Raw genomic sequence first — 21,047 nt, 5'->3', positions numbered from 1 at the left:
GGCTGTCCCCTACAGCAGCTTCGACAGGAAGCTCTTGGTCCGCTCGTGTTGCGGGTTGGCCAGCATCTCGCGAGGGTCGCCCTGCTCCATGACCACACCGCTGTCCATGAAGACCAGCTGGTCGGCGACCTCGCGGGCGAAGCCCATCTCGTGGGTCACCACGAGCATGGTCATTCCCGAGGCGGCGAGTTCACGCATCACCCCGAGCACCTCGCCCACCAGCTCCGGGTCCAGCGCCGAGGTCGGCTCGTCGAACAACATCAGCTTGGGGTCCATCGCCAGCGCCCGGGCGATGGCGACGCGTTGTTGCTGACCGCCGGACAGTTGCGCGGGGTAGGTGTCGGCCTTGTCGGCCAGCCCGACACGGTCGAGCAGGTCCTTCGCCCGGGCGACGGCCTTGTCCTTCGACTGTTTCTTGACCTGGGTCGGCGCCTCGATCACGTTCTCCAGCGCGGTGCGGTGCGGGAACAGGTTGAAGTGCTGGAACACCATCCCGATGTCGCGGCGCTGCAGTGCGGCCTCCCGAGGACTCATCTCGTGCAGCTTGCCTCCACGCTCCCGGTAGCCGATGAGATCACCGTCGACGTAGAGCCGGCCGGCGTTGACGATCTCGAGGTGGTTCACACATCGCAGGAAGGTCGACTTGCCGGACCCGGATGGACCGATCAGGCACAGCACCTCGCCCCGGCGCACCTCCAGTGAGATCCCCTTGAGCACCTGCAGGGTGCCGAAGTTCTTGCAGACCCGATCGGCCAGCACCATCGGCTGGTCGGCGGACTGTTCAGCGACGCTCATCGCTCTCCTCGTCGACGACCTTGTTCTGGGCGGCCTGCGCTGCGGCCATCGCCTTGAGCTGACGCCCGGTCAGCTGGCGTGACGCCCCGCGGGCGTAGTACCGCTCCAGATAGAACTGCCCGACCATCAGGATGCTGGTGACCACCAGATACCAGGTGGATGCCACCAACAGCAGTGGGATCGGCTGGAAGATCACACCGGAGATGTCGGCCTGCACGCCGAAGACCTCGCCGGTGAACGGGACGGCCACCACGAGGCTGGTGGTCTTGAGCATGCTGATCACCTCGTTGCCCGTGGGCGGGATGATCACCCGCATCGCCTGCGGGAGCACGGTGCGTCGCATGGTCTGCGACCACGACATACCGAGCGCCACCGACGCCTCGGTCTGGCCCTCGCCCACCGAGCTCACGCCGGCACGCACGATCTCGGCCATGTAGGCCGCCTCGTTGAGGGCGAGGCCCACCATCGCGAAGATGAACGCCGAGTACAGGTCTTGCATGTTGAAGTGCGCGAACTGGTGGACAAACGGAATGCCCAGATCGATCGACTTGTAGATCGACGGGAAGAGACCCCAGAAGACCAGCTGCACGTACACGGGGGTGCCGCGGAAAATCCACAGGTACATCCACGACACCGACCGCAGCACCACGTTCGGCGACAACCGCATGATCGCCAACAGGATACCCAGGGCCACTGCGATGAGCATCGACAACACGGTCAGGGCGAGGGTGTTGCCGACACCCTTGAGGATCCGCGAGTCGAACAGGTACTTGCCGTACGTACTCCACCCGTACGCAGAGTTGGTGGCTGCACCGTAGACGAACAGCGCCACCAGGACCAGGACGATCGCAGCCGCGATCCACTGACCGGGATGACGGAGCGGAACGGCCCTGATGGCCGCGGGTGCCGACTCGTCGTCGGCGTCCACGGCCACCCGGCCGGTATCGGAAGTGCTCACGTCAGCTGGTGGCGCCGTTGATCACGGACTTCTGGATCGTGCCCTCCTGGACATTCCAGTGCTTGGCGATCGCCTCGTACTGACCGTTGTCGATCAGGTACTGAACGGCCTGCTGCAACGCCTGAGCAAGCGAGGAACCCTTCTGCACGGCGTATCCGTAGGGTGCGGAGTCGAAGACCTGACCGGCGGCCTCGATCTTGCCGCCGGAGCGACCGATCGCGTAGGCGGTGACCGGGGAGTCGGCCGACATGGCGTCGACCTTGCCGAGGATCAGCGCGTTGGTGGCGGCGTCCTGGCTGTCGAACTTCTGGATGTCGATCGCGGCCTTGCCGGCGTCGGTGCACGCCTTCGACTTGGCCGGCACCTCCTCGTCGGCCTCCACGGTGTGCGACTGGACGGCAACCTTCTTGCCGCACGCGTTGTTCGGATCGATGCTCTCGCCGGTCCGCTGCGCCCACTGCACGCCCGCGTTGAAGTAGGTGACGAAGTCGACCTGCTGTTCACGTTCCTTGGTGTCGGTGAACGACGACATCCCGACGTTGTACGTGCCCGCGACCACCGAGGGGATGATCTTGTCGAACTGGGCTTCGCGGAAGTCGGGGGTGATACCGAGGACCTTGCCGATGGCGTTCATGAGGTCGACGTCGAACCCGACGATCTGGCCGTCGGCGTTCTTGAACTCGTTCGGCGAATAGGGGACGTTGACCCCGACGATCAGCTTGCCGGACTGCTTGATGTCGGCGGGCAGCAGACTCGCGATCGCCTCGACCTTGGCGACGTCGACGGTGGTGGGGCTGATATCGGCACCCAGGGCGGCAGAGTCGTTCTCGTCGTTCGAGCAACCGGCCACCACCAGTGCGATCACTGCCAACAGCAGTGTCAGGACCCCGGGCAGTCGCCACCCTCGAGGTCGTACCGATCGATGATCACGCATCTCAGAATTTCCCTTCGCGCCCCAGTGCATCCGAGGCAGGTCTACCAAATCCGGTGACGGCAGTATTGCCGCCACGAGTAGTGAACCTACTTCCTTTGGCGCGACTACACCGGCCGGTTACGAGAGTTTTACCCCCCACCGTGTCCTGCCACACGTTGTGTCACCGCGTCTCCGACCTCTGTGGTGGTGGCTGAACCACCCAGGTCAGGTGTGGTGATACCGTCGGCCAGTGCGGTCCCCAGGGCGCGCTCGATACGGTCGGCGCACCCGACGAGTGCGGCGTCGGTCACGCGGGTTCCCCACCAGCGCAGCGCCATTGCGGTGGACGCGATGATCGCGACCGGGTTGGCCCGCTGGGCGCCCGCGATGTCGGGGGCGGCACCGTGAGCGGCCTGGGCCATCACCTTGGTGTCCGAGGAGTTGATCGATCCCGCGAGCCCGATGGACCCGGCCAGTTCACCGGCGAGATCGGACAGGATGTCGCCGAAGAGATTCTCGGTGACGAGCACGTCGAAGTCGGCCGGACGGCGGACCAGCAGCGCGGCCATCGCATCGACATGCTGATCGTCGACGGTGACGCCGGGATACCCTGCGGCCACCGCGCGACAGGCGTCACGGAACAGGCCCGTCGTCATGCGCAGCACATTCGCCTTGTGCACGATGGTCATCCGGCCCGACCGGGTCTCGGCCAGCCGACATGCCTGATGCGCGATGCGTTCACTCGCGGCCCGGGTGACGACACCCACCGCGAGCGCGATGTCGGGCGTGGGCATGAACTCGCCGGAGCCGACCGCCATGTTGCGATCGGCATAGAGTCCCTCGGAATTCTCTCGTGCCACAACCACATCGATGCCCGGCGCGGTCGCCGGCACACCCGGCCACGCCCGGCAGGGCCGGATGTTGGCGTAGAGGCCGTAGCGTTTGCGGATGACCGCACCCGGGGTGAGCTGTTCGGCGAAACGTGCAGGATATCCGGCGGAGTCGTGCGGTCCCAGGATCCAGCAGTCGAGACCATCGAGTGCGGCGAGGGTGTGTTCTGGTACCGGGGTACCGAAATCGTCGATCGCAGATCGACCCAAAGGCAAAGGAACCCACTCGAACTCGATCCCCTCGGCGGCGGCCGCCGCAGCGGCCACCGCCGTCGCGCACGGCACGATCTCGGGCCCGATCCCGTCTCCGTCGAGTACTCCGATCCGCCGGGTCATCGTCACCATCGCTCCTTCACCAGGCAGTGTCCGGTCGAGAAGTGGTCGCACACCTGCTGTGCCACCGTCTGCGACGTGGCAGGTCGCGCCACCACGTAGCGGGCCGGCGAGCCGAGCATCTCCCCCGGCAGGATCAGCGACCCGTAGTGCTCGTCGCGTACGGCGACGGCGTTGTCGTAGTCGTCGAAGGCCCCGAACTGGGCGTACCAGTGCGCCGACGCCACCGGCGGGACCGGTGCGGGCCGCGTGGTGCGCTCGGCACCGGTGGTCTCCCGTTCGGGGGTGGTCCGGGACTCGGTGGTTCGCGGCTCGGTGGTCCGGGACCCGGGGGTACGGGTGGTCGACCGCGACACCGTCGTCGTCTGGGTCACCACCGAGGTGACCGTGGTGGGCGAGGTGGTACCGGTGGCCACCGAATCGCCCCACGTACTGCGCGACCAGCGCACCCCGAAGATCACCGCGACGATCACGATCACACCGATCACACTGCCGATGACGACCGGCAGCACCCATTGCGAGCGCGGCGTCACGTGCTACTCATCGGGGTCGGGCGGACAGCGGTGTCGGGACCGGCCGGGTCGGGGGCCGGCGGGCTCGGGGTACTCAGTGCGCCGCGTCGTCCCACGACCGGCCGAATCCCACCGAGACCTCCAGCGGCACCGACAGTTCGATCGCCGACCCCATCTCCTCACGCACCAGCTTCTCGACCTGCTCGCGCTCACCGGCGGCCACCTCGACGACGAGTTCGTCGTGCACCTGAAGCAGCATGCGGGAGGTGAGCTGCTCGGCGGCCAACCGCTTGTACACGTTGATCATCGCGACCTTGATGATGTCGGCGGCCGTGCCCTGGATGGGTGCGTTGAGTGCCATCCGCTCCGCGGCCTGCCGCCGCTGCCAGTTGTCGCTGTTGAGGTCGGGCAGATACCGGCGACGACCGTAGAGGGTGGCGGTGTACTCGTTGCGGCGAGCCTCGGCGACGACGTTGTGCAGGTAGTCGCGCACACCACCGAAGCGGGCGAAGTAGGCCTCCATCTGCTCCTTGGCCTCGTCACGACTGATCCGCAGCTGCGCGGCGAGCCCGAAAGCACTGAGGCCGTAGGCCAGTCCGTACGACATCGCCTTGACCCGGTGCCGCATCTCGGTGGTCACCTCGTCGATCGGCACCCCGAACGCGCGGGACCCGACGAAGTTGTGGAGGTCCTCACCGGTGTTGAACGCCTCGATCAGGCCCTCGTCCTCCGACAGATGCGCCATGATCCGCATCTCGATCTGGCTGTAGTCGGCGGTCATCAGGCAGTCGAAGTCGGTGCCGTTGGCGCTGCCGACCACGAAGCCGCGGCGGATCTGACGGCCCGCGTCGGTCCGCACCGGGATGTTCTGCAGGTTCGGTTCGGTCGACGAGAGCCGTCCGGTGGCGGCCACCGTCTGGTTGAAGGTGGTGTGGATACGGCCGTCGTCTGCGACCGACTTGAGCAGACCGTCGACGGTGACCTTGAGCCGGGTGGCGTCGCGATGTTCGAGCAGATGGGCCAGGAAGGGATGCTCGGTCTTCTCGTACAGGGTCTGCAGGGCGTCGGCGTCGGTGGTGTAGCCGGTCTTGGTCTTCTTGGTCTTCGGCATCTCGAGCTTGTCGAAGAGCACCGTCTGCAGCTGCTTGGGCGAACCGAGGTTGATCTGCTCACCGATCACCTCGTAGGCGGCGTCGGCGGCGTTGCGGATGCGCTCGGCGAACTCCTTCTCCAGCTCGTCGAAATGATCGACGTCCACGGCGATCCCGGCCGCCTCGAGCTCGGCCAGGACGAACAGCAGGGGCAGCTCGAGATCGGTCAGCAGAGACCGCGAGTCGATGCGTTCGAGTTCGGTGTCGAGTGTGTCGGCGAGTTCCTGGACCGCACGGGCCTCGAGCATGTGCTGCTCGGCCTGCTGCGCCAGTCCCCCGTCGTCGTCGAGCAACGAGAGCTGACCGTCGCCGGCACCGCCGTCGGCGACGAGTTCCCGGCGCAGGTACCGCAACGCGAGATCGTCGAGGTTGAAGGTGCGCTGCCCCGGGCGCACCAGATAGGCCGCGAGTGCGGTGTCACTGGTCACCCCGGTCAGGCGCCATCCGCGTGACCGCAGGGCATGGAACGCCCACTTGCTCTCGTGGAGTGCCTTGGGCGCATCGGCGTCGGCGAGCCACTGCCCGAGTGCCTGCTCGTCGGCCGGGTCGAGGGTGGTGACGTCGACGTAGGCGGAGACGCCATCGGCGGCGGCGATCGCGATCCCGGTGACATCGGCGCCCACCACCGTGTGCGGCGCGGTCACGGTGAGTCCGGCGCGGCCGGTGCGGGCGTGCTCGGCGAGCCAGCCGGCCACCTCACCGGCGGCGAGAACCGAACCGTCGAGGTCGAATCCGGCCTCCGCCTCCGGTTCCACCGAGCTCAGTGTGGTGAACAGTCGCTCGCGCAGCACCTTGAACTCGAGGTCGTCGAAGAGCTGGTGGATACGGTCGCGGTCCCAGCCGACCAGCGCCAGATCGTCCGGGCCGGCCGGTAGCTGCATGTCCCGGATCAGTTCGGTGAGTTGACGATTGGTCTGCACGGACGCGAGATTGGCCCGCAGCGAGTCACCGACCTTGCCCTTCACCTCGTCGACGTGGTCGACCAGGGAGGCCAGCGATCCGTACTGGCGAATCCACTTGGACGCGGTCTTCTCGCCCACACCCGGGATGCCGGGCAGGTTGTCGCTGGGATCGCCGCGCAGGGCTGCGTAGTCGGGGTACTGGGTCGGGGTGAGGCCGTACTTCTTCTCCACCTCGTCCGGGGTGAACCGGGTCAGTTCGGACACGCCCTTCTTCGGGTAGAGCACGGTGATCGAATCGTTCACCAGCTGCAGGGAGTCGCGGTCGCCGGTGACGACGAGCACCTTGTATCCCTGGGCGTCGGCCTGGGTGGCGAGCGTGGCGATGATGTCGTCGGCCTCGAATCCCTCGACCGCCATCACGTTGATCCCGAGCGCGTCGAGCACCTCCTTGGTGAGGTCGACCTGGCCGCGGAACTCGTCGGGTGACGCCGACCGCTGCGCCTTGTAGTCGGGGAACATCTCCGACCGGAAGGTCTGACGGGACACGTCGAAGGCCGCGGCGATGTGCGTGGGCGACTCGTCACGCAGCAGGTTGATCAGCATCGACGTGAAGCCGTACACCGCATTGGTCGCCTGGCCGGTGTTCGTCTTGAAGTTGTCGGCAGGCAGCGCGAAGAACGCTCGGTAGGCCAGGGAATGGCCATCGAGCAGCATCAGAACCGGTTGGTCGGTGGACGGGGCCACACTCTTCGCAGGACTCACGCGGACGAGTCTAGTGACCGCCTCCGACAGCCCGGCAGCCTTGTCCGTGCCGTCGCCCGGGCCGCGATCAGTGCCCCTGTCCGCGCCGCAGCATCGTCCACAGCGTCGGACCTCCGAACGGCAGATGGATCTCGCCGGTCACCTCGAAGCCGAACCGTTCGTAGAGCGGCACGTTGACCTCGTTGGAGCTCTCCAGATAGGCCGGGGCGTCGCCGGCGCGATCGATGCCGGCGCGCAGCAGCGCCGTACCGACTCCCCGTCCCTGCACGGCGGCGCCGAGGTCGGCCAGATACCAGTGCGGTTCGTCGGGTCGACGCCCCTCGCACATCGCGTCGACGATCGTTCCCTGTACCACCCGCGGCCCGAGTATCCGGATGAACGCGATCAGGGCACGCAGGTCGTCCGTCCGGGAGGAGCGCCGACCCGGCGGCATCCAGATCGCCGCCCCCATCGGCTCCCCGTCGCACCCGGCGACGTCGAGTCGGGCGTCGGCGTACGACGTCGACAGCAGGGTCGCGAAGATGCTGTGGTGCTTGCGCTTGTCCGGCTGTGTCCAGGTCATCACCGGGTCGTCGGCGAAGGCCGTGGCCAGCAACGATGCCACGACATCACGGTCGGTGGCCGCGGTCACGACGGTCCGCGGCCGGGACTTCGCCGGCTCTGATCTCGCCGGTCCGGGTTTCTCTGACTGGGGGCGCTCTGGGCTCTCGGCCATGGGGTTCAGGCTACGCCGTGAGCGTTTCAGGCCACCCCCAGATAGGCCTCGCGGACCGCGTCGTCGCCGAGCAGATCCTTGCCGGGTCCTTCGCGGGTGATGGACCCGGTCTCCAGGATGTAGCCGCGATCGGAGCGGCTCAATGCCTGCTGGGCGTTCTGTTCCACCATCAGGATGGTGGTGCCCTCGGCGTTGATCCGCGCGATGATCGAGAAGATCTGCTGGATCACCATGGGGGCCAGACCCATCGAGGGCTCGTCGAGCAACAGCAGTTCCGGGCGCGCCATCAGGGCCCGACCGATCGCCAGCATCTGCTGCTCACCGCCGGACATGGTGCCGCCGAACTGCTTTCGCCGTTCCGCCAGCCGCGGGAACAGCTCGAAGACCTGGTCGACGGCCTCCTGGTACTCCGCCTTGGTCCCGAATCTGCGTCCGTAGCAACCCATGTCGAGGTTCTCCAGGACGGTCATGCCGGGAAAGATCCGCCGCCCCTCGGGGACCTGGATGATCCCGCGTTTGACCCGTTCGTGCGGGGCGAGCCGGGTGATCGACTCCCCCTTGAACCGGATGTCGCCGGTGGTGGTCTTGGCCAGCCCGGAGATACCGCGCATGGTGGTGGACTTGCCGGCACCGTTGGCGCCGAGCAGGGTGACCAGTTCCCCGGTCTGTACCTGCAGCGAGATCCCGTGCAGTGCCTGGATTCTGCCGTAGTGGATCACCACGTCCTCGAGTTCGAGGACCGGGCCCGTGGGCGGCGGTGACCCGGGTTGCGGTTCAGGCGATGTCGCCGATTTGGTCATCGGGCACTCCCAGGTAGGCGGCGATAACGGCCGGATTGTCACGGACTTCCTTCGGCGTGCCCTCGGCGATCTTGCGGCCGAACTCGAGCACGACGATCCGGTCGGTCACCCCCATGACCAGCCGCATGTCGTGTTCGATCAGCAGCACCGTGTAGCCGTCGTCGCGGATCTTGCGGATCAGCTCCATCAGCGCATCCTTCTCGCGCGGGTTGAAGCCGGCCGCGGGCTCGTCGAGGCACAGCAGTTTGGGTTCGGTGGCCAGGGCGCGGGCGATCTCCAGGCGCCGCTGGTCGCCGTAGGGCAGGTTGGAGGCCTTCTCGGCGGCGCGGGGGCCGATACCGACGAACTCCAGCAGTGCCATTCCACGGTCGACGGCGTCACGTTCCTCACGGTAGTGCCGCGGGGTGCGGAAGATGCCGCCGAACACCGACGTCTTGTGCCGGGCGTCGGTGCCCACGCACACGTTCTCCAGCGCCGTCATCTCTCCCCACAACCGCACGTTCTGGAAGGTGCGGGCGATACCGAGGCGGGTGATCTCGTGGCGTTTGGTCTTGCGCAGCACCGTCCCGTCGAAGGTGACGACACCACGGCTCGGTTTGTAGACGCCGGTGATCGCGTTGAAACAGGTGGTCTTGCCTGCGCCGTTGGGGCCGATCAGGCCGAGGATCTCGCCGCGTCGGATCTCGAAGCCCACCGAGTCGAGGGCGGCCAGACCACCGAACTCGACGGTGAGGTCGTCCACCGCCAGCAGCGTCTCCCCCTCGGCGACGGCGATCTCGCGGTCGGGCGCAACGGCTTCGGCGACCGCTTCGGGGTCGGCGAGGTCGGGGTCGATCGCCGCCGGGTCGACGATGGCGGTGGCCGCCGGGTCGGCCTCGGCACGTTCGAGTTGGGCGTCGGGATCCACCGGTAGGGGGTTGTCGGAGCGGGCTTTGTCGGGCAGGGCTTTGTCGGACAGGGCTTCGTCGGGCAGGGGTTCGTCGGACAGGGGTTCGTCGGGCCCGGGGGCGTCGGGTTGTCGGTGGGTCATGCGCTCGCCTCCTCCGTGGATGCGGCCGGTTTCGGGTTCCGCTGCACCGATGCGTAGATCTGTCGACCGAAGGTGACCAATCGGGCGCGGGCCGGGAACAGTCCCTGCGGGCGGAAGATCATCATCACGACCAGGGCGATGCCGAAGAACAGATACTTGAACTCGCCGAGCGAGACATCGCCGACGTACACGCCCTGTACGCGGGCGGGTAGGTAGACGATGATGAACGCCCCCACGACGACGCCGAGTTTGTTGCCCTGGCCACCGAGGACCACTGCACACAAGAACAGCATCGAGTTGATGACGGTGAACGCCTTGGGGTCGACGTACTGCACCTGGCCGGCGTACACCGCCCCGGACAGACCGCCGATACCGGCGCCGATCACGAAGGCCCACAACTTGTACTTGAAGGTGGGCACACCCATGATCTCGGCGGCGTCCTCGTCCTCGCGGATGGCCACCCAGGACCGACCGACGCGGCTGCGTTCGAGGTTGCCGATCACCAGCAGCACGATGACCACCAGGATCAGCGCCAGCCAGAACCACCACACGCCGTAACTGGTGTTGGTGCCGATGTTGGATTTCGAGAACACGCCTTGCGGGTTCTCGTCGCTGCGGAAGATCTCCGGGAACAGCACACCCTGCAGTCCGGCCGGGCCGTTGGTGACCTCGGTGAGGTTGTCGGCGAACAGTCGCACGATCTCACCGAAACCCAGGGTCACGATGGCCAGGTAGTCGCCGCGGACACGCAGGGTCGGGGTGCCCAGGATGACGCCGGTGATGCCGGTGATGACGATCGCGATGGGGACACAGGCCAGCCAGGCCCAGCCACTGGAGAAGAAGCCGTGGTCGGCGCTGTCCCAGATGGGGCTGGCGGGGCTGGTCAGCAGGGCGACGACATAGGCGCCGACCGCATAGAAACCGACGTAGCCGAGGTCGAGGAGTCCGGTCTGGCCGACGACGACGTTGAGGCCGATCGCGATCAGCGCGACCATGGCGAAGGTCGCCATGACGATGCCGAAATTGGTTGCCGGGGTGGTGATGAACGGCGGGTCGATCACCGGCAGTGCGGCGATCAGCAGGAAGACCGGGATACCGACCAGCCACTGGGTGGCGCGGGGCAGGCCGTCCCACCAGGTGCGGATGGCGTCGCCGACGCCCCGCCGCCGCGGTTGTGTGTTGTCCGAGGTTGTTGCGGTCATACTCGCGCCTTCCCCAACTTCTCACCGAGGATACCGGTCGGACGGAACATCAGGACCAGGATCAGCAGCACGAACGACACCACGTCCTTCCATTGGTTTCCGAGGAGTGCCGCACCGTAGTTCTCGACCACGCCCAGGATGAGTCCACCGAGCAGGGCGCCTCGGACGTTGCCGATACCGCCGAGCACGGCGGCGCTGAAGGCCTTGATTCCCAACAGGAATCCACCGGAGTAGATGATCGCCGTCGGGAATCGCAGGGTGTAGAGCAGGGCGGCCGCACCGGCGAGCAGACCACCGATCAGAAAGGTGACCATGATGACCCGGTCACGCGACACACCCATGAGCAGAGCGGCATCGGAATCCTGTGCGACCGAACGGATGCCGCGGCCGAGTCGGGTGTTGTTGACGAAGGTGTCGGTACCGATACCGAGTACGAGGGCCGCGATGATCACCACCAGGGTGACGTTGGTGACCGGACTGCCGAAGATGGAGAACTGTTCGACGGGGTTGACCAGGGTGATCGCCGGCTGGGCGCTCGCCCCGCCGAGTTGGGGGTCGACCGGCACGCGCGGGAGCAGGTAGTGCACGACCTCCTGCAGGATGAACGACATGCCGATCGCACTGATCAGGAAGGCCAGCGGTTTGGCATTGCGACGACGTAGTGGCCGGTAGGCGACGAACTCCAATCCGACTGCTGCGGAACCGGATACGGCCATACCGAACAATCCGGCCACCAGGAGGTAGAGCACGGTCATCACCATGCCCTCGCTGTAGGCGTCGCCGGCGGGGGTGAAGCCCAGTACGAGCAGGCCGATGTACTGCCCGAACATGCCGAGCATGAAGACCTCGGAATGCGCGAAGTTGATCAGGCGCAGGACGCCGTAGACCAGGGTGTAGCCGACCGCGACGAGGGCATAGATCGATCCGTAGGCGAGACCCTCGATCGTCAGTCCCCAGAACCCGTCGATCAGCGCCTGGACGTTGAAGTGGATGTCAGCGGCGGAGTACGTCACTGCGAGCTCGACCATTGATGCCTTTCAGCAGATTCCCCAGACGACTCACCGGATGCGCCCCGTCGGGTGGGACGCATCCGGTGGCCGCATCTGTCGAATTACTTGACCTCGTACGCCCAGATCAGCGACGACGTCAGTTCGCCGGTCGGGGTCCACTGGTAGTTACGGGCCAGGCCGGTCCCGTTGTAGTTGCGAACGAAGTCGAGCAGCTTGGGTCGGGTGGTGTTGCCCTCGGCGATACCCTTCATCAGGATCGTCGTCAGGTCGTAGGCCTCCACCGAGTACACGCCGGGTGCGGCGTTGTTGAAACTCTGGAATTCGGAGGCGAATTCACCCTGGGCCGGACCACACGGGCACGAGAGGACCGCACCCTTGACCGACGAGCCGGCCAGGTCGATGAGCTTCTGGTCGTTGGCGCCGTCACCTGAGACGAACAGGATGTCGGAGTTCTTCTCGTTGAGCTGCTTGGCGAATGCCGCGGCCTCGGCGTAGTAGCCGGAGTAGAACACGGCGTCGGGGTTGGCGTTGGTCACCGAACTGACCACCGCCGAGAAGTCGGTCTGCCCCTTCTTGACGTCGCCGGCACACGCGGAATCGGCTGCGGTGCCGAGTCCTTCGGTGACGGTCTTGGCCAGTCCGATGCCGTAGTCGGTGTCGTCCTTGACCACGCACACCTTCTTCTTGCCCATCTTGCCGGTGAGGTACTTGGCGATGGCCGGGCCCTGGACGGCGTCGTTGGCGAGGCCGCGGAAGAAGGTCTTCCAACCCTGTTCGGTCAGAGTGGGATTGGTGGCCGATGCGGTGACCGACACCAGACCCGCCTGGTTGAAGGTTCCGCCGGTGGCCTTGGTCTCGCCGGAGAACGCGGGACCCAGCAGACCGATGATGCTCGAGTCGTTGACGATCTGTGTGGCCACACCGGTGGCCTTCTGCGGATCACCCTCGGTGTCGAAGTCCTTGAGAACGATCTTGCAGTTCGGATTGACCTTGTTGAACTTGTCGACTGCGAGCTTGGCACCACGAAGGATGTTGAGACCGAGGTTGGAATCGGCGCCGGTCTCGGCGCCGGCAAAGGCGATGGTCGACTCGGGGCAGGTCGCGTTCAGCGCGGCACCCGGATCGAGCGGGGCCTGCTGATTCTGGGCGGCAACCTCGTTGCCCTGCACGTCGATCTGCGAGAGCGGAGTGATGGACAGTGTGGATTCGGACTCCGTCGTTTTGGAACTACACGCCGACAGCGCCAAGGCGCCCGCCAGAGTCACCGCAATCGCGGCCGTCGTCATGCGACGTCGCATAGTGTCTGCCTTCCGTCCGGCTACCCGACCGCACCTGGCCGGGAGGTCTACCCGGTAGACCTTGGGTGGAAACATAGACCGAACGACGCTGCCGCGCGCGGGATCCGAAGCAAACAACCGAGTTCGCGTGGGAGCCTTTTCAGAGATTTAACGCGACCGGTACAACCTCACTCGTTCGGGCCGAGAGTTTCCACGACGACCTGCGCAACGGCCTTCATCGTGGTACGGCGATCCATCGCGGCGCGCTGAATCCACTTGAACGCCTCGGGTTCCGACAGCTGCTGCTTCTCCATCAGCAGGCCCTTCGCCCGCTCGACGAGCTTGCGGGTCTCCAGGCGATCCTGCATGGAGACGACCTCGTTCTCGAGGGTCCGCAGTTCCTGATAGCGACTGACCGCCACCTCGATGGCCGGCACCAGGTCGGCCTTGGTGAACGGTTTGACCAGGTAGGCCATCGCACCGGCCTCGCGGGCCTTCTCGATGAACTCCCGCTGGCTGAACGCGGTCAGCATGACCACCGGGGCGAGCCGCTTGCGTGCGATCTCACTCGCCGCATCGATACCGTCACGGACGGGCATCTTCACGTCCATGATCACCAGGTCCGGGCCGAGCTTCTCGGTGAGCTCGACGGCGATCTGTCCGTTGGGGGCCTCACCGACGACGTCGTAACCCTCCTCCCGGAGCATCTCGATGAGGTCCAGCCGGATCAGTGAGTCGTCCTCGGCGACCAGGACCTTGTGAGTTGTCTCCTGAACGTTCGGCGAAGCCGCAGCACCGTCCACCACCGTCACCATCCCCTCCTCCACATCGAGTGTTGACCTGCACGGACGCGCAGAGCCGCACCCGTTGCCACCAACGGGTGCTGTGGGAAGGGTACCGGGTGGATCACCGATTGGCCGATCATCTAGACTGGCTAGTTGCAGCCCTCCGCAGGGCCGCGTGCCCTCGTAGCCCAATTGGCAGAGGCAACGGATTCAAAACCCGTCCAGTGTGAGTTCGAGTCTCACCGAGGGCACCACGTGACCAGCGAATATCGTTGCTGGTCAGGCGATTATCTCGCCCGACTACCGCGCCTCGCGCACCGCGATTGGCTGCACTTTGGCTACATTCGGCGCGAACACCAGCCCGCCGAGCCGATGGTCGTGAGCGTCGGCGACCGCCTCTGCATCTTTGTCGAACAGGTCGGCGTAGGTATCGAGGGTCATCGCCGCCGACGTGTGGCCGAGCATCTTCTGAACCGCCTTGACGTTCGCACCCGCCGACACCGCGAGCGACGCGGCGGTGTGGCGCAGATCGTGCGGCGTGACCCGAGGGAACACCGCCGTGACCGGCTCACCGTCGGCGCTGCGCTGCCGTTCCTCGGCGCGTGCCTTGTCGGCGGCGGCGATGCACCGATCCACCGCGCCCGAGAACCACGTGTTCGCGCCGGGCGACTTCGCGTATCCGCCACCCATCGCCGGGAACACAATCGAGTCGCGCCCTTTGCCTCGGCACGCGGCGGCGAGCGGTTCAACCAGGAACCGAGGCAGCGGCACCGAGCGGCGTTCGTGCGTCTTCGGTGTGCCGACCTCGACCACGCTGCCGACGTTGACCGCGTTGCGCCGAACATGCAGACGGCGGCGCAGCGTGTCGACGTCCGCGACGTGCAGACCGGCCAACTCACCCCACCGCAGACCGCAATAGGCGAGCACGAGCACAATCACGCCCTTGTCGGGTCCGGCCTCATTCGCGAGCGCCATCACCTGCGCGTCGGTCAGGTAGCTGTGCTCGCGCTTCACCTTGCGCGGCAACTTGACCCCGCGCGCCGGGTTGGTCAGCAGGCGGCGATCTCGCACTGCCTCATCGAGGATGCCCGCGAGCACACCGAACGCTCGAATGACCGTCACCGGCCCGCTTGCCTTCTTGGTCACCGCGCCCTCGGCGTCGCGCACCTCGCGGCCCATGTCCGACACCCACGACTGAACGGTGGAGTGCTTGAGATCGGCGAGCTTGGTTCGGCCCCAACGCGGCTCGACGTGAACCCGCCACGCGACCTCAGCAGTGCGGCGGCTCGACGGCTTGAGGTGCGTCTGACGTGCGAGCCAATCCGGCCCGAGGTCGCCGACGGTCACGCGAGCATCGGCCGGGTCGACGTACTCGCCGCGCATTTTGCTGACGTGCGTGGTCGCGGCGAAGTCCTCAGCCTCGCGCTTGGTCTTGAACCCGCGCCGCTGTGTGACGCGGTGGTCGGGCGTGCGGTACTGAACGCGCCAGCGGTCACCCTTGGCGGTCGGATACTTCTTGATCGAGGCCATTGGTCTATCCCCTGTCGTCGTGGTTGTGGTTGGTCGACCGGCGAGGTTTGCGCAGCTCATCGGCGGCGAGTAGCGGCGGCTCAGCGGCTTTGCATCGCCGAATCCAGCCTTTGACCGTTTCGTCGCTGACGTCGTGCCCGAGTTCGGCGGCGGCGCGATCGGCCACCCACGCATAGACGCTGCGGCCGTCGGCTGCGGCGTCACGCGCCCATTGGGCAACCCGCGCCAGAAACTCGCGCGACAACCGAGGCCGACCACCTCGGCGGGTGGCGGGCTGTGTGACGCCCGACGGTGCGTGTTTCGCGAGTGCCGCGACCGTGCCCTCGGTGAATCGGTAGCCGTCGATCCAGTTGTGGCCCTCGGTTGTCCCACTGGCCGCATCCACAGCCTCGCGCAGCTCGCGCGCCAACGCCGAACCCTCAGCGGTGTCATGGGCCGCCGCTGCTCGCGCCAGCCGATCGGGATTGATCCGGCGCAGCGTCGCCGAGGTTATCGGTTCACCGCCGTGCGAGGTCACCCGCAAGTCGGTGACGACCGGACCGGACTCAGTCTCAGCCCACGCGATCTCGTATGTGTGGGCGTGATCGTGGCAAGTCACCGCCACTGGTCGCGGGTCGCCGGGCGTCACCTCGACGCCGACGACCTCGCCCGCCCGGCGCGGTGAGTAATTCGGATTGGTCCCGTTCATAGTTTTACACCATAGACCCGTCATTACTACGGTGCAATTGTCGTTACATGACCACAACCGAGATCACACTCGACGCGCTGCTCACGCCTCGCGAAGTTGCCGAGTACCGGGGCACCACCGAGGCCGTGCTCGCGCAGGAACGTTATCGAGGCGTCGGCCCGCGATTCATCCGCGATGGGCGGCGAATCCGCTATCGCGCCAGCGATATTGCCGACTACCTCGACGCACGAGTCGAGACGCCCCGAGCGGCGGGCTGACCTGTGTCGATCGAGAGGGCTACGCCGGTCCAGTGGCACCGGCTCATCGCCGAGATGGATCGGTTTACCGAGGCGACCGGATGGGGTCTCGCGGCGACGTGGGGACTTGTCCGCGCCGAGAACTACCGCGAGGCCGTCGAGTCGTTCGCAGCGACCAGGCGCGCCGTCGCCCACACACAGACCAACTAGCGCCACGGCAGGCGATCGACGGGGCCGGGGTCTGGCTTCGGGCCGCTCGGCCCCGTCGATCCCAACTATTAAGCGAGGCAAGGGAATTGACCAAGAATGAGAGTGCCCGCCCGGTGGCCTCACCGGACGGGCATCGAGAACCCGAGGGCGGTGGATTCACCCCCGAGTCTACAGCCCGCGTGAGTACCGGCGAGAACATGTTTCCGTCGTGGCCCGAGGGCGAGGACCAGCGCGAACACGAGATCACCGCGTTGTTCGATGGCGACCCGTTGCCCCTCACCGCTGAGAATCTGCCGTCGTTTCCGGTCGACGCACTGCCTGGGTCGTACGCGGCGATGGTCGAGGCCACCGCCGCCGCTCTCCAAGTCGACACAGCGATGGTCGGGCCGATGGTCCTCGGCGCGCTCTCGGCGGCGTGCGGCGGCCACGTCGAGGCGCAGGTGCAGCCCGACTGGACCGAGACGGCCGTGCTGTTCCTGACGGTCTCGGCCGGTCCGAGCGAACGTAAGAGCCCAACGATGGCCCGTGCCACCGCTCCCGTCTACGCCGCTGAGCGAGTCATGGTCGAGGCGGCGACCGAGCAGCGCACCGAGGCGCGCACCCGGCGCGAGATCGCCGAGCAGCGAGCCAAGAACGCCAAGGCCGAGGCGTCGAAACTGAGCCACCAGGCCACCGACGTCGGCGTCGACATGGTCGACCCAGTCGAGTACGCGGTGACGCTGGCAGAGCGGGCGGCGGCGATCGTGGTGCCGCCGCTGCCTCGGGTGATCGCCGACGACGTGACGCCCGAGGCGATGGTCTCGCGCCTCGCCGAGAACGACGGACGGCTCGCACTCATGTCGGCCGAGGGCGGCACGTTCGCGACCTTTGCCGGGCGCTACGCCAACGGCGTCGCCAACCTCGACGCACTGCTCAAGGGCTACTCGGGCGATCCGATCCGCGTCGAACGCAAAGGTCGAGAAGCCGAGATTGTGGACCGGCCCGCGCTCACGGTGTGCCTGGCTACCCAGCCCGACGTACTCGCCGCCGTGTGCGCTGACGAGAGGTTCAGGGGTCAGGGCTTGCTCGCGCGTATCGCGTTCGCGCAGCCGCGCCCGATGGTCGGCCACCGCGACCCCGACGCTGCTGTGCCCACACCCGAACACGTCGCCGCCGCTTACGCCGCTGCGCTCTCCGATCTCACCCGAGGTCTCTACGACCGCGAGCACGGCCCGACCTCGGTCAAGTTCTCGCCCGCTGCGCGTGAGGAGATCGCCGAGCTACAGCGCCGCGTCGAGCGTCGACTGACCACCGGCGGCGACCTGTCCGGCGACCTTGAGGCATGGGGAGGCAAGCACGTCGGCCGAGTTGTGCGCGTCGCGCTGCTGTTGCACATGGCCGAACACGGCTGCGCGGGCGTCGACCTGACCGTCGACCGCGACACCGTCGCCGCTGCCGAGCGGATCGGCGAGTTCTTCGCCGCTCACACACGTGCCGCATTCGGCACCGTCGACACCGGCGAGGTGCGGCTCTCCGACCTCACGACCACGCTCGACTACCTACGTGTGCGCCACCAGCGCCGCCCGCTGGCACCGTTCACCATGCGCGAGCTGAGCAAGAGCGGACCAACACTGCTGCGCCGCAAGAGCATTCGCGACCAGATACTCGCCACGCTCGCCGATCTGAACATCGTTGTGACCGTGCGGCGGCGCACCGAAAGCGGCCGACTCGGCGCTCACGTCGTCTACCTGCACCCCAAGGCGGCGTGATGGCAACCGCAAAGTGCCGCACGGTGCCGCATGGGTGCCGCATAAGGTGCCGCACGGCCTTTATGTGCCCTGAACTGCGGAAACGGCAAAGTGCCGCAAGTGCCGCACGGATTCCAGCACAAACTGCCTCGCGCCTCAGGAGAGGGCTAGGAAAACACACCTATCTATCTATCGCTGGGTCTGGAGCGGTGTTTGCCCGAAACCATGCGGCACTTGCGGCACTTCGGCGTTATCGCAGGTCAAGCGGTGTAAACGCTATGCGGCACCTAGTGCGGCACGTATGCGGCACCTTGCGGCACTTGAGCTGCGAAGCGGCGGCGTCACCGACATACGTGCAGGTCAGCGGCGAGATAGGTATCTCAACCAAGGTGCCGCACAACGCGAGGCGGTGCGGCATGACGTGAGCCGACGCCGACACCGACACACAGCTCGCCGAATCCGGGAGCTGTGACCAACACCCGAGGGAGCAACCATGAACGACCTACACGAACAGGGCAGGGAGCGGCGGCGGCGAGAAGCTGCGGCCGAACTCGGTCTCGCACCCGACGGCACGCCGTTACCGGCACGCGCGTCGCTCGATCGAGCACGCGAGGCGGCCGACGTTGTCGACGGCTACCGCGACCCGACCGAGATCGCCTCGACCCTTGCAGCGGTGTCGACCGCCGAGAGCTGCGAGCGAACAGCCGACGCACTGGAGTCGATCGCTCGCTCGCTCGCACTCATCGCCGAGGCGCAGCGGTGAGCGCGCCCACCGCCGACGAGGTGTTCGACCTGGGCCGTGAGTTCGGAGCGGCGGTGCTCGCTCGACCGGGCGACCTCGACCGCGACGCACTCACTGCACGCCTGGCGACCATCGTCGGCCACGTCGCCGACGGTCGACTCGACCTCGCCCGACACGTCACCCACACAATCGCCGTCCCCAATGAGAATGGAGAACCCACATGACCAGCAACAACACCCGACAGCCCGACGAGCGCGAGCGCGCCGTCGAGGCGCTACGCCGACGTATCGCCGGTGAGACCTACCAGGAGATCGCCGACGCGCTCGGCTACTCCGATCGGTCGGGCAGCCGCCGAGCTGTGCAACGGCTACTCGACCGCCGCGAGGCCGAGAGCGTCGATGAGCTGCGCGCCGTCCACGGTGCGCGCCTTGAGGCGCTTGTCGCGACGTACTTCGGTCCCGCGACCAAGGGCGACACAGACGCGGCGATGATCGTGCTGCGCGCACACGACCGGCTCGCGAGGCTGTTCGGGACGAACGCACCGACGGCCGTGTCGGTCGGCGTCGAGCCGGTGACCGACGCCGAGTTCGCCGAGGCTGCGGTCGGCCTCATTGCGGCGTTGCGCCCCGATATGGCGGCGGCACTGACCGGCACGCTGCCCGGTGCCGCCCGATCGGCGGTGCCCGAGGGCAGAGACACCGGCGAGCAGGTTTCGCCCGCGAGCGTCGAGCTGAGCGCCGGGAACGACGACGAGCCGGAACCGTGGGCCGACGTCGATGGCCCCGAACCCGTTGCGCGACAGGAGAACACCGAGACCGACGGCGTTGTCGAGGTGAAGCCCGAGCCCGTGCCGATCATCCCGCCCGCCGATCGTCCCGAACTCGCCCGGCGCGCTCCCGAACCGTATGGGCCGCGCGTCGACCTCGGTGGCTTTGGTCAGCGCCTCGGCGGCTCGCGGCCGACAGTCGTCGTCCACAACGCGCCGTAAAGCACTGCACAACAACGACATAGGAGGAATCATGCTCACCCTGCGACGAGGCGGCGCGACCCCGCCGACGACCCCGCGACCCGACCGACTCACCCCGTCGAGCCCTGCGCGGCCGGGTCGACTCACGCCGCCGAAACCGCCCACACCGAACCGACCGAAGGGACTACGCACGATGGACCAGACCGAGCAGCGCGAGCGGAGGCGGCGACACGTGCCGGTTGAGTACGGCGATGCGTTCTCGCTCGCCGCCGAGGTGCGCGAGATCACCGGCCCGCTGGCCGAGCAGATCGTCGCCGCACCGGCCCCGGCTACGTTCCGTCTCAGCGTCGACCGGCTCGCCGCCGAGGTCGAGGCGACCGTTTGGGTTGCGACGCAGATGTTGGCCGAATCCGACGCCGCGCGCCGCACACGGCATATCGAGCGAGTCGAGGATCGACAGCGAGCAACGACCATCCTCGGTGCGCAGGTCCAGCGCCCGGCCGCACCCGTGATCTCGACCGCTGACGTCGTCGGCGGGACGTGGTCCGCGCTGCTCACCGGCTACGCCGAACAGGTCGACGCCGATCTCGCGGCGCTGCTCGGCCGGGCGGTTCGCCCTGGTCAGACCCGGGGCCGGTTGTCGGCGTCCGAGCGCCTGGTCGAGGCGCTGCGGGGCGTCGACCGTGAGGGTTGCGCGATTGAGCGCAAGCTCGCCCGACCGATCGAGACGACCCGACCGGCGACGCCCTCGGGCTTGTCGGCGGCCGACGAGCTGCGCGCGTTGGGGGTTGAACTGTGAGCGCGGCGAGTCTGCACGCCTGCTGGTCGTGCGGTGCCACAACGATCTGGTGGCGGGGCTCGGTCCACGGCTACCGCTGCACTAGCTGCGTGAACGCCGCGATCGGCCTGGAC

At 67.0% G+C, this 21,047-nt stretch carries 22 protein-coding genes and 1 tRNA gene; 8 read left to right on the top strand and 15 right to left on the bottom strand.

Features of this window, described 5'->3' with window-relative positions:
- Positions 1–9: 9 nt before the first annotated feature.
- The 13 genes from Q9K23_RS24040 to Q9K23_RS23980 form a co-directional block, all read right to left on the bottom strand.
- Positions 10–795 carry an amino acid ABC transporter ATP-binding protein gene (locus tag Q9K23_RS24040; RefSeq protein WP_020791591.1) on the bottom strand — a complete coding sequence of 262 codons (786 nt, stop codon included), beginning with the start codon at positions 793–795 and terminating at the stop codon, positions 10–12.
- Positions 782–1,729 (bottom strand): amino acid ABC transporter permease, encoded by a 948-nt coding sequence (locus tag Q9K23_RS24035; RefSeq protein ID WP_152972815.1) that lies wholly within the window; start codon positions 1,727–1,729, stop codon positions 782–784. Before Q9K23_RS24035 ends, Q9K23_RS24040 begins: the two co-directional genes overlap by 14 nt.
- 25 nt (positions 1,730–1,754) lie before the next feature.
- Entirely contained in the window at positions 1,755–2,687 is a 933-nt protein-coding gene (locus tag Q9K23_RS24030; protein ID WP_020791588.1) for an ABC transporter substrate-binding protein, read from the bottom strand.
- Positions 2,688–2,815: 128 nt separating this feature from the next.
- Positions 2,816–3,901: an isocitrate/isopropylmalate family dehydrogenase gene (locus Q9K23_RS24025; protein WP_082365970.1), complete on the bottom strand. Its 1,086-nt coding sequence runs from the start codon at positions 3,899–3,901 to the stop codon at positions 2,816–2,818.
- Positions 3,895–4,422: a hypothetical protein gene (locus tag Q9K23_RS24020; protein WP_053777838.1), complete on the bottom strand. Its 528-nt coding sequence runs from the start codon at positions 4,420–4,422 to the stop codon at positions 3,895–3,897. Before Q9K23_RS24020 ends, Q9K23_RS24025 begins: the two co-directional genes overlap by 7 nt.
- 73 nt (positions 4,423–4,495) lie before the next feature.
- Entirely contained in the window at positions 4,496–7,168 is a 2,673-nt protein-coding gene (polA, locus tag Q9K23_RS24015) for a DNA polymerase I (protein WP_082365974.1), read from the bottom strand.
- Positions 7,169–7,283: 115 nt separating this feature from the next.
- Complete coding sequence (locus tag Q9K23_RS24010; RefSeq protein WP_082365969.1) at positions 7,284–7,931, bottom strand: GNAT family N-acetyltransferase; 648 nt, start codon at positions 7,929–7,931, stop codon at positions 7,284–7,286.
- A gap of 26 nt (positions 7,932–7,957) precedes the next feature.
- Entirely contained in the window at positions 7,958–8,731 is a 774-nt protein-coding gene (locus Q9K23_RS24005; protein WP_020790883.1) for an ABC transporter ATP-binding protein, read from the bottom strand.
- The gene (locus Q9K23_RS24000; RefSeq protein WP_020790879.1) at positions 8,706–9,761 is read right to left on the bottom strand and encodes an ABC transporter ATP-binding protein; all 1,056 of its coding nucleotides are present in this window, start codon (positions 9,759–9,761) and stop codon (positions 8,706–8,708) included. Before Q9K23_RS24000 ends, Q9K23_RS24005 begins: the two co-directional genes overlap by 26 nt.
- Positions 9,758–10,963 (bottom strand): branched-chain amino acid ABC transporter permease, encoded by a 1,206-nt coding sequence (locus Q9K23_RS23995; protein WP_059036732.1) that lies wholly within the window; start codon positions 10,961–10,963, stop codon positions 9,758–9,760. Before Q9K23_RS23995 ends, Q9K23_RS24000 begins: the two co-directional genes overlap by 4 nt.
- Entirely contained in the window at positions 10,960–11,991 is a 1,032-nt protein-coding gene (locus tag Q9K23_RS23990; protein ID WP_020790877.1) for a branched-chain amino acid ABC transporter permease, read from the bottom strand. Before Q9K23_RS23990 ends, Q9K23_RS23995 begins: the two co-directional genes overlap by 4 nt.
- An 83-nt stretch (positions 11,992–12,074) precedes the next feature.
- Positions 12,075–13,271 carry a branched-chain amino acid ABC transporter substrate-binding protein gene (locus tag Q9K23_RS23985; RefSeq protein WP_020790880.1) on the bottom strand — a complete coding sequence of 399 codons (1,197 nt, stop codon included), beginning with the start codon at positions 13,269–13,271 and terminating at the stop codon, positions 12,075–12,077.
- Between the two features lie 167 nt (positions 13,272–13,438).
- Complete coding sequence (locus Q9K23_RS23980; RefSeq protein ID WP_053777836.1) at positions 13,439–14,065, bottom strand: response regulator; 627 nt, start codon at positions 14,063–14,065, stop codon at positions 13,439–13,441.
- 147 nt (positions 14,066–14,212) lie between these two features.
- Between Q9K23_RS23980 and Q9K23_RS23975 the strand changes: the two genes are divergently transcribed.
- Positions 14,213–14,289: transfer RNA gene (locus Q9K23_RS23975), tRNA-Leu, on the top strand.
- 46 nt (positions 14,290–14,335) lie between these two features.
- On the opposite strand, the gene Q9K23_RS23970 is transcribed toward Q9K23_RS23975, so the two are convergent.
- Entirely contained in the window at positions 14,336–15,565 is a 1,230-nt protein-coding gene (locus Q9K23_RS23970) for a site-specific integrase (protein WP_053777835.1), read from the bottom strand.
- 4 nt (positions 15,566–15,569) lie between these two features.
- A complete protein-coding gene (locus Q9K23_RS23965; protein WP_305950306.1) occupies positions 15,570–16,277 on the bottom strand; it encodes a hypothetical protein in 708 nt (235 codons plus the stop codon).
- Positions 16,278–16,300: 23 nt separating this feature from the next.
- Here Q9K23_RS23965 and Q9K23_RS23960 point away from each other — a divergent pair, with 23 nt between their 5' ends.
- From Q9K23_RS23960 to Q9K23_RS23930, 7 genes are all read left to right on the top strand, one after another.
- Positions 16,301–16,510, top strand: coding sequence for a helix-turn-helix domain-containing protein (locus Q9K23_RS23960; RefSeq protein ID WP_020791870.1), 210 nt, complete (start codon positions 16,301–16,303; stop codon positions 16,508–16,510).
- Between the two features lie 54 nt (positions 16,511–16,564).
- Positions 16,565–16,699: a hypothetical protein gene (locus Q9K23_RS23955; RefSeq protein ID WP_261977999.1), complete on the top strand. Its 135-nt coding sequence runs from the start codon at positions 16,565–16,567 to the stop codon at positions 16,697–16,699.
- A 335-nt stretch (positions 16,700–17,034) separates the two neighbouring features.
- Positions 17,035–18,447 (top strand): YfjI family protein, encoded by a 1,413-nt coding sequence (locus Q9K23_RS23950; protein WP_305950305.1) that lies wholly within the window; start codon positions 17,035–17,037, stop codon positions 18,445–18,447.
- A gap of 472 nt (positions 18,448–18,919) precedes the next feature.
- Positions 18,920–19,189 carry a hypothetical protein gene (locus Q9K23_RS23945; RefSeq protein ID WP_020791866.1) on the top strand — a complete coding sequence of 90 codons (270 nt, stop codon included), beginning with the start codon at positions 18,920–18,922 and terminating at the stop codon, positions 19,187–19,189.
- Positions 19,186–19,392: a hypothetical protein gene (locus Q9K23_RS23940; protein ID WP_020791868.1), complete on the top strand. Its 207-nt coding sequence runs from the start codon at positions 19,186–19,188 to the stop codon at positions 19,390–19,392. The genes Q9K23_RS23945 and Q9K23_RS23940 overlap by 4 nt, the downstream gene beginning before the upstream one ends.
- Positions 19,389–20,156, top strand: coding sequence for a helix-turn-helix domain-containing protein (locus Q9K23_RS23935; protein ID WP_053777831.1), 768 nt, complete (start codon positions 19,389–19,391; stop codon positions 20,154–20,156). The genes Q9K23_RS23940 and Q9K23_RS23935 overlap by 4 nt, the downstream gene beginning before the upstream one ends.
- Positions 20,157–20,328: 172 nt before the next feature.
- On the top strand, positions 20,329–20,934 hold the full coding sequence (locus Q9K23_RS23930; RefSeq protein WP_053777830.1) for a hypothetical protein: 606 nt from the start codon (positions 20,329–20,331) through the stop codon (positions 20,932–20,934).
- Positions 20,935–21,047: the final 113 nt, after the last annotated feature.

It is taken from the genome of Gordonia sp. NB41Y (assembly GCF_030718915.1).
Taxonomy (GTDB): domain Bacteria; phylum Actinomycetota; class Actinomycetes; order Mycobacteriales; family Mycobacteriaceae; genus Gordonia; species Gordonia desulfuricans.
The sequence above is the reverse complement of the archived record's forward strand: the minus strand, read 5'-3'. Positions and strand labels throughout refer to the sequence as shown.

Excerpts from the sequence above, each read along its gene's own strand:
- Q9K23_RS24040 (WP_020791591.1), bottom strand. The coding sequence starts at position 795 with ATGAGCGTCGCTGAACAGTCCGCCGACCAGCCGATGGTGCTGGCCGAT.
- Q9K23_RS24030 (WP_020791588.1), bottom strand. The coding sequence starts at position 2,687 with ATGCGTGATCATCGATCGGTACGACCTCGAGGGTGGCGACTGCCCGGG.
- Q9K23_RS24025 (WP_082365970.1), bottom strand. The coding sequence starts at position 3,901 with ATGGTGACGATGACCCGGCGGATCGGAGTACTCGACGGAGACGGGATC.
- polA (WP_082365974.1), bottom strand. The coding sequence starts at position 7,168 with ATGCTGCTCGATGGCCATTCCCTGGCCTACCGAGCGTTCTTCGCGCTG.
- Q9K23_RS24010 (WP_082365969.1), bottom strand. The coding sequence starts at position 7,931 with ATGGCCGAGAGCCCAGAGCGCCCCCAGTCAGAGAAACCCGGACCGGCG.
- Q9K23_RS24005 (WP_020790883.1), bottom strand. The coding sequence starts at position 8,731 with ATGACCAAATCGGCGACATCGCCTGAACCGCAACCCGGGTCACCGCCG.
- Q9K23_RS24000 (WP_020790879.1), bottom strand. The coding sequence starts at position 9,761 with ATGACCCACCGACAACCCGACGCCCCCGGGCCCGACGAACCCCTGTCC.
- Q9K23_RS23995 (WP_059036732.1), bottom strand. The coding sequence starts at position 10,963 with ATGACCGCAACAACCTCGGACAACACACAACCGCGGCGGCGGGGCGTC.
- Q9K23_RS23990 (WP_020790877.1), bottom strand. The coding sequence starts at position 11,991 with ATGGTCGAGCTCGCAGTGACGTACTCCGCCGCTGACATCCACTTCAAC.
- Q9K23_RS23985 (WP_020790880.1), bottom strand. The coding sequence starts at position 13,271 with ATGCGACGTCGCATGACGACGGCCGCGATTGCGGTGACTCTGGCGGGC.
- Q9K23_RS23980 (WP_053777836.1), bottom strand. The coding sequence starts at position 14,065 with ATGGTGACGGTGGTGGACGGTGCTGCGGCTTCGCCGAACGTTCAGGAG.
- Q9K23_RS23970 (WP_053777835.1), bottom strand. The coding sequence starts at position 15,565 with ATGGCCTCGATCAAGAAGTATCCGACCGCCAAGGGTGACCGCTGGCGC.
- Q9K23_RS23965 (WP_305950306.1), bottom strand. The coding sequence starts at position 16,277 with ATGACGGGTCTATGGTGTAAAACTATGAACGGGACCAATCCGAATTAC.
- Q9K23_RS23960 (WP_020791870.1), top strand. The coding sequence starts at position 16,301 with ATGACCACAACCGAGATCACACTCGACGCGCTGCTCACGCCTCGCGAA.
- Q9K23_RS23955 (WP_261977999.1), top strand. The coding sequence starts at position 16,565 with ATGGATCGGTTTACCGAGGCGACCGGATGGGGTCTCGCGGCGACGTGG.
- Q9K23_RS23950 (WP_305950305.1), top strand. The coding sequence starts at position 17,035 with ATGGTCGAGGCCACCGCCGCCGCTCTCCAAGTCGACACAGCGATGGTC.
- Q9K23_RS23945 (WP_020791866.1), top strand. The coding sequence starts at position 18,920 with ATGAACGACCTACACGAACAGGGCAGGGAGCGGCGGCGGCGAGAAGCT.
- Q9K23_RS23935 (WP_053777831.1), top strand. The coding sequence starts at position 19,389 with ATGACCAGCAACAACACCCGACAGCCCGACGAGCGCGAGCGCGCCGTC.
- Q9K23_RS23930 (WP_053777830.1), top strand. The coding sequence starts at position 20,329 with ATGGACCAGACCGAGCAGCGCGAGCGGAGGCGGCGACACGTGCCGGTT.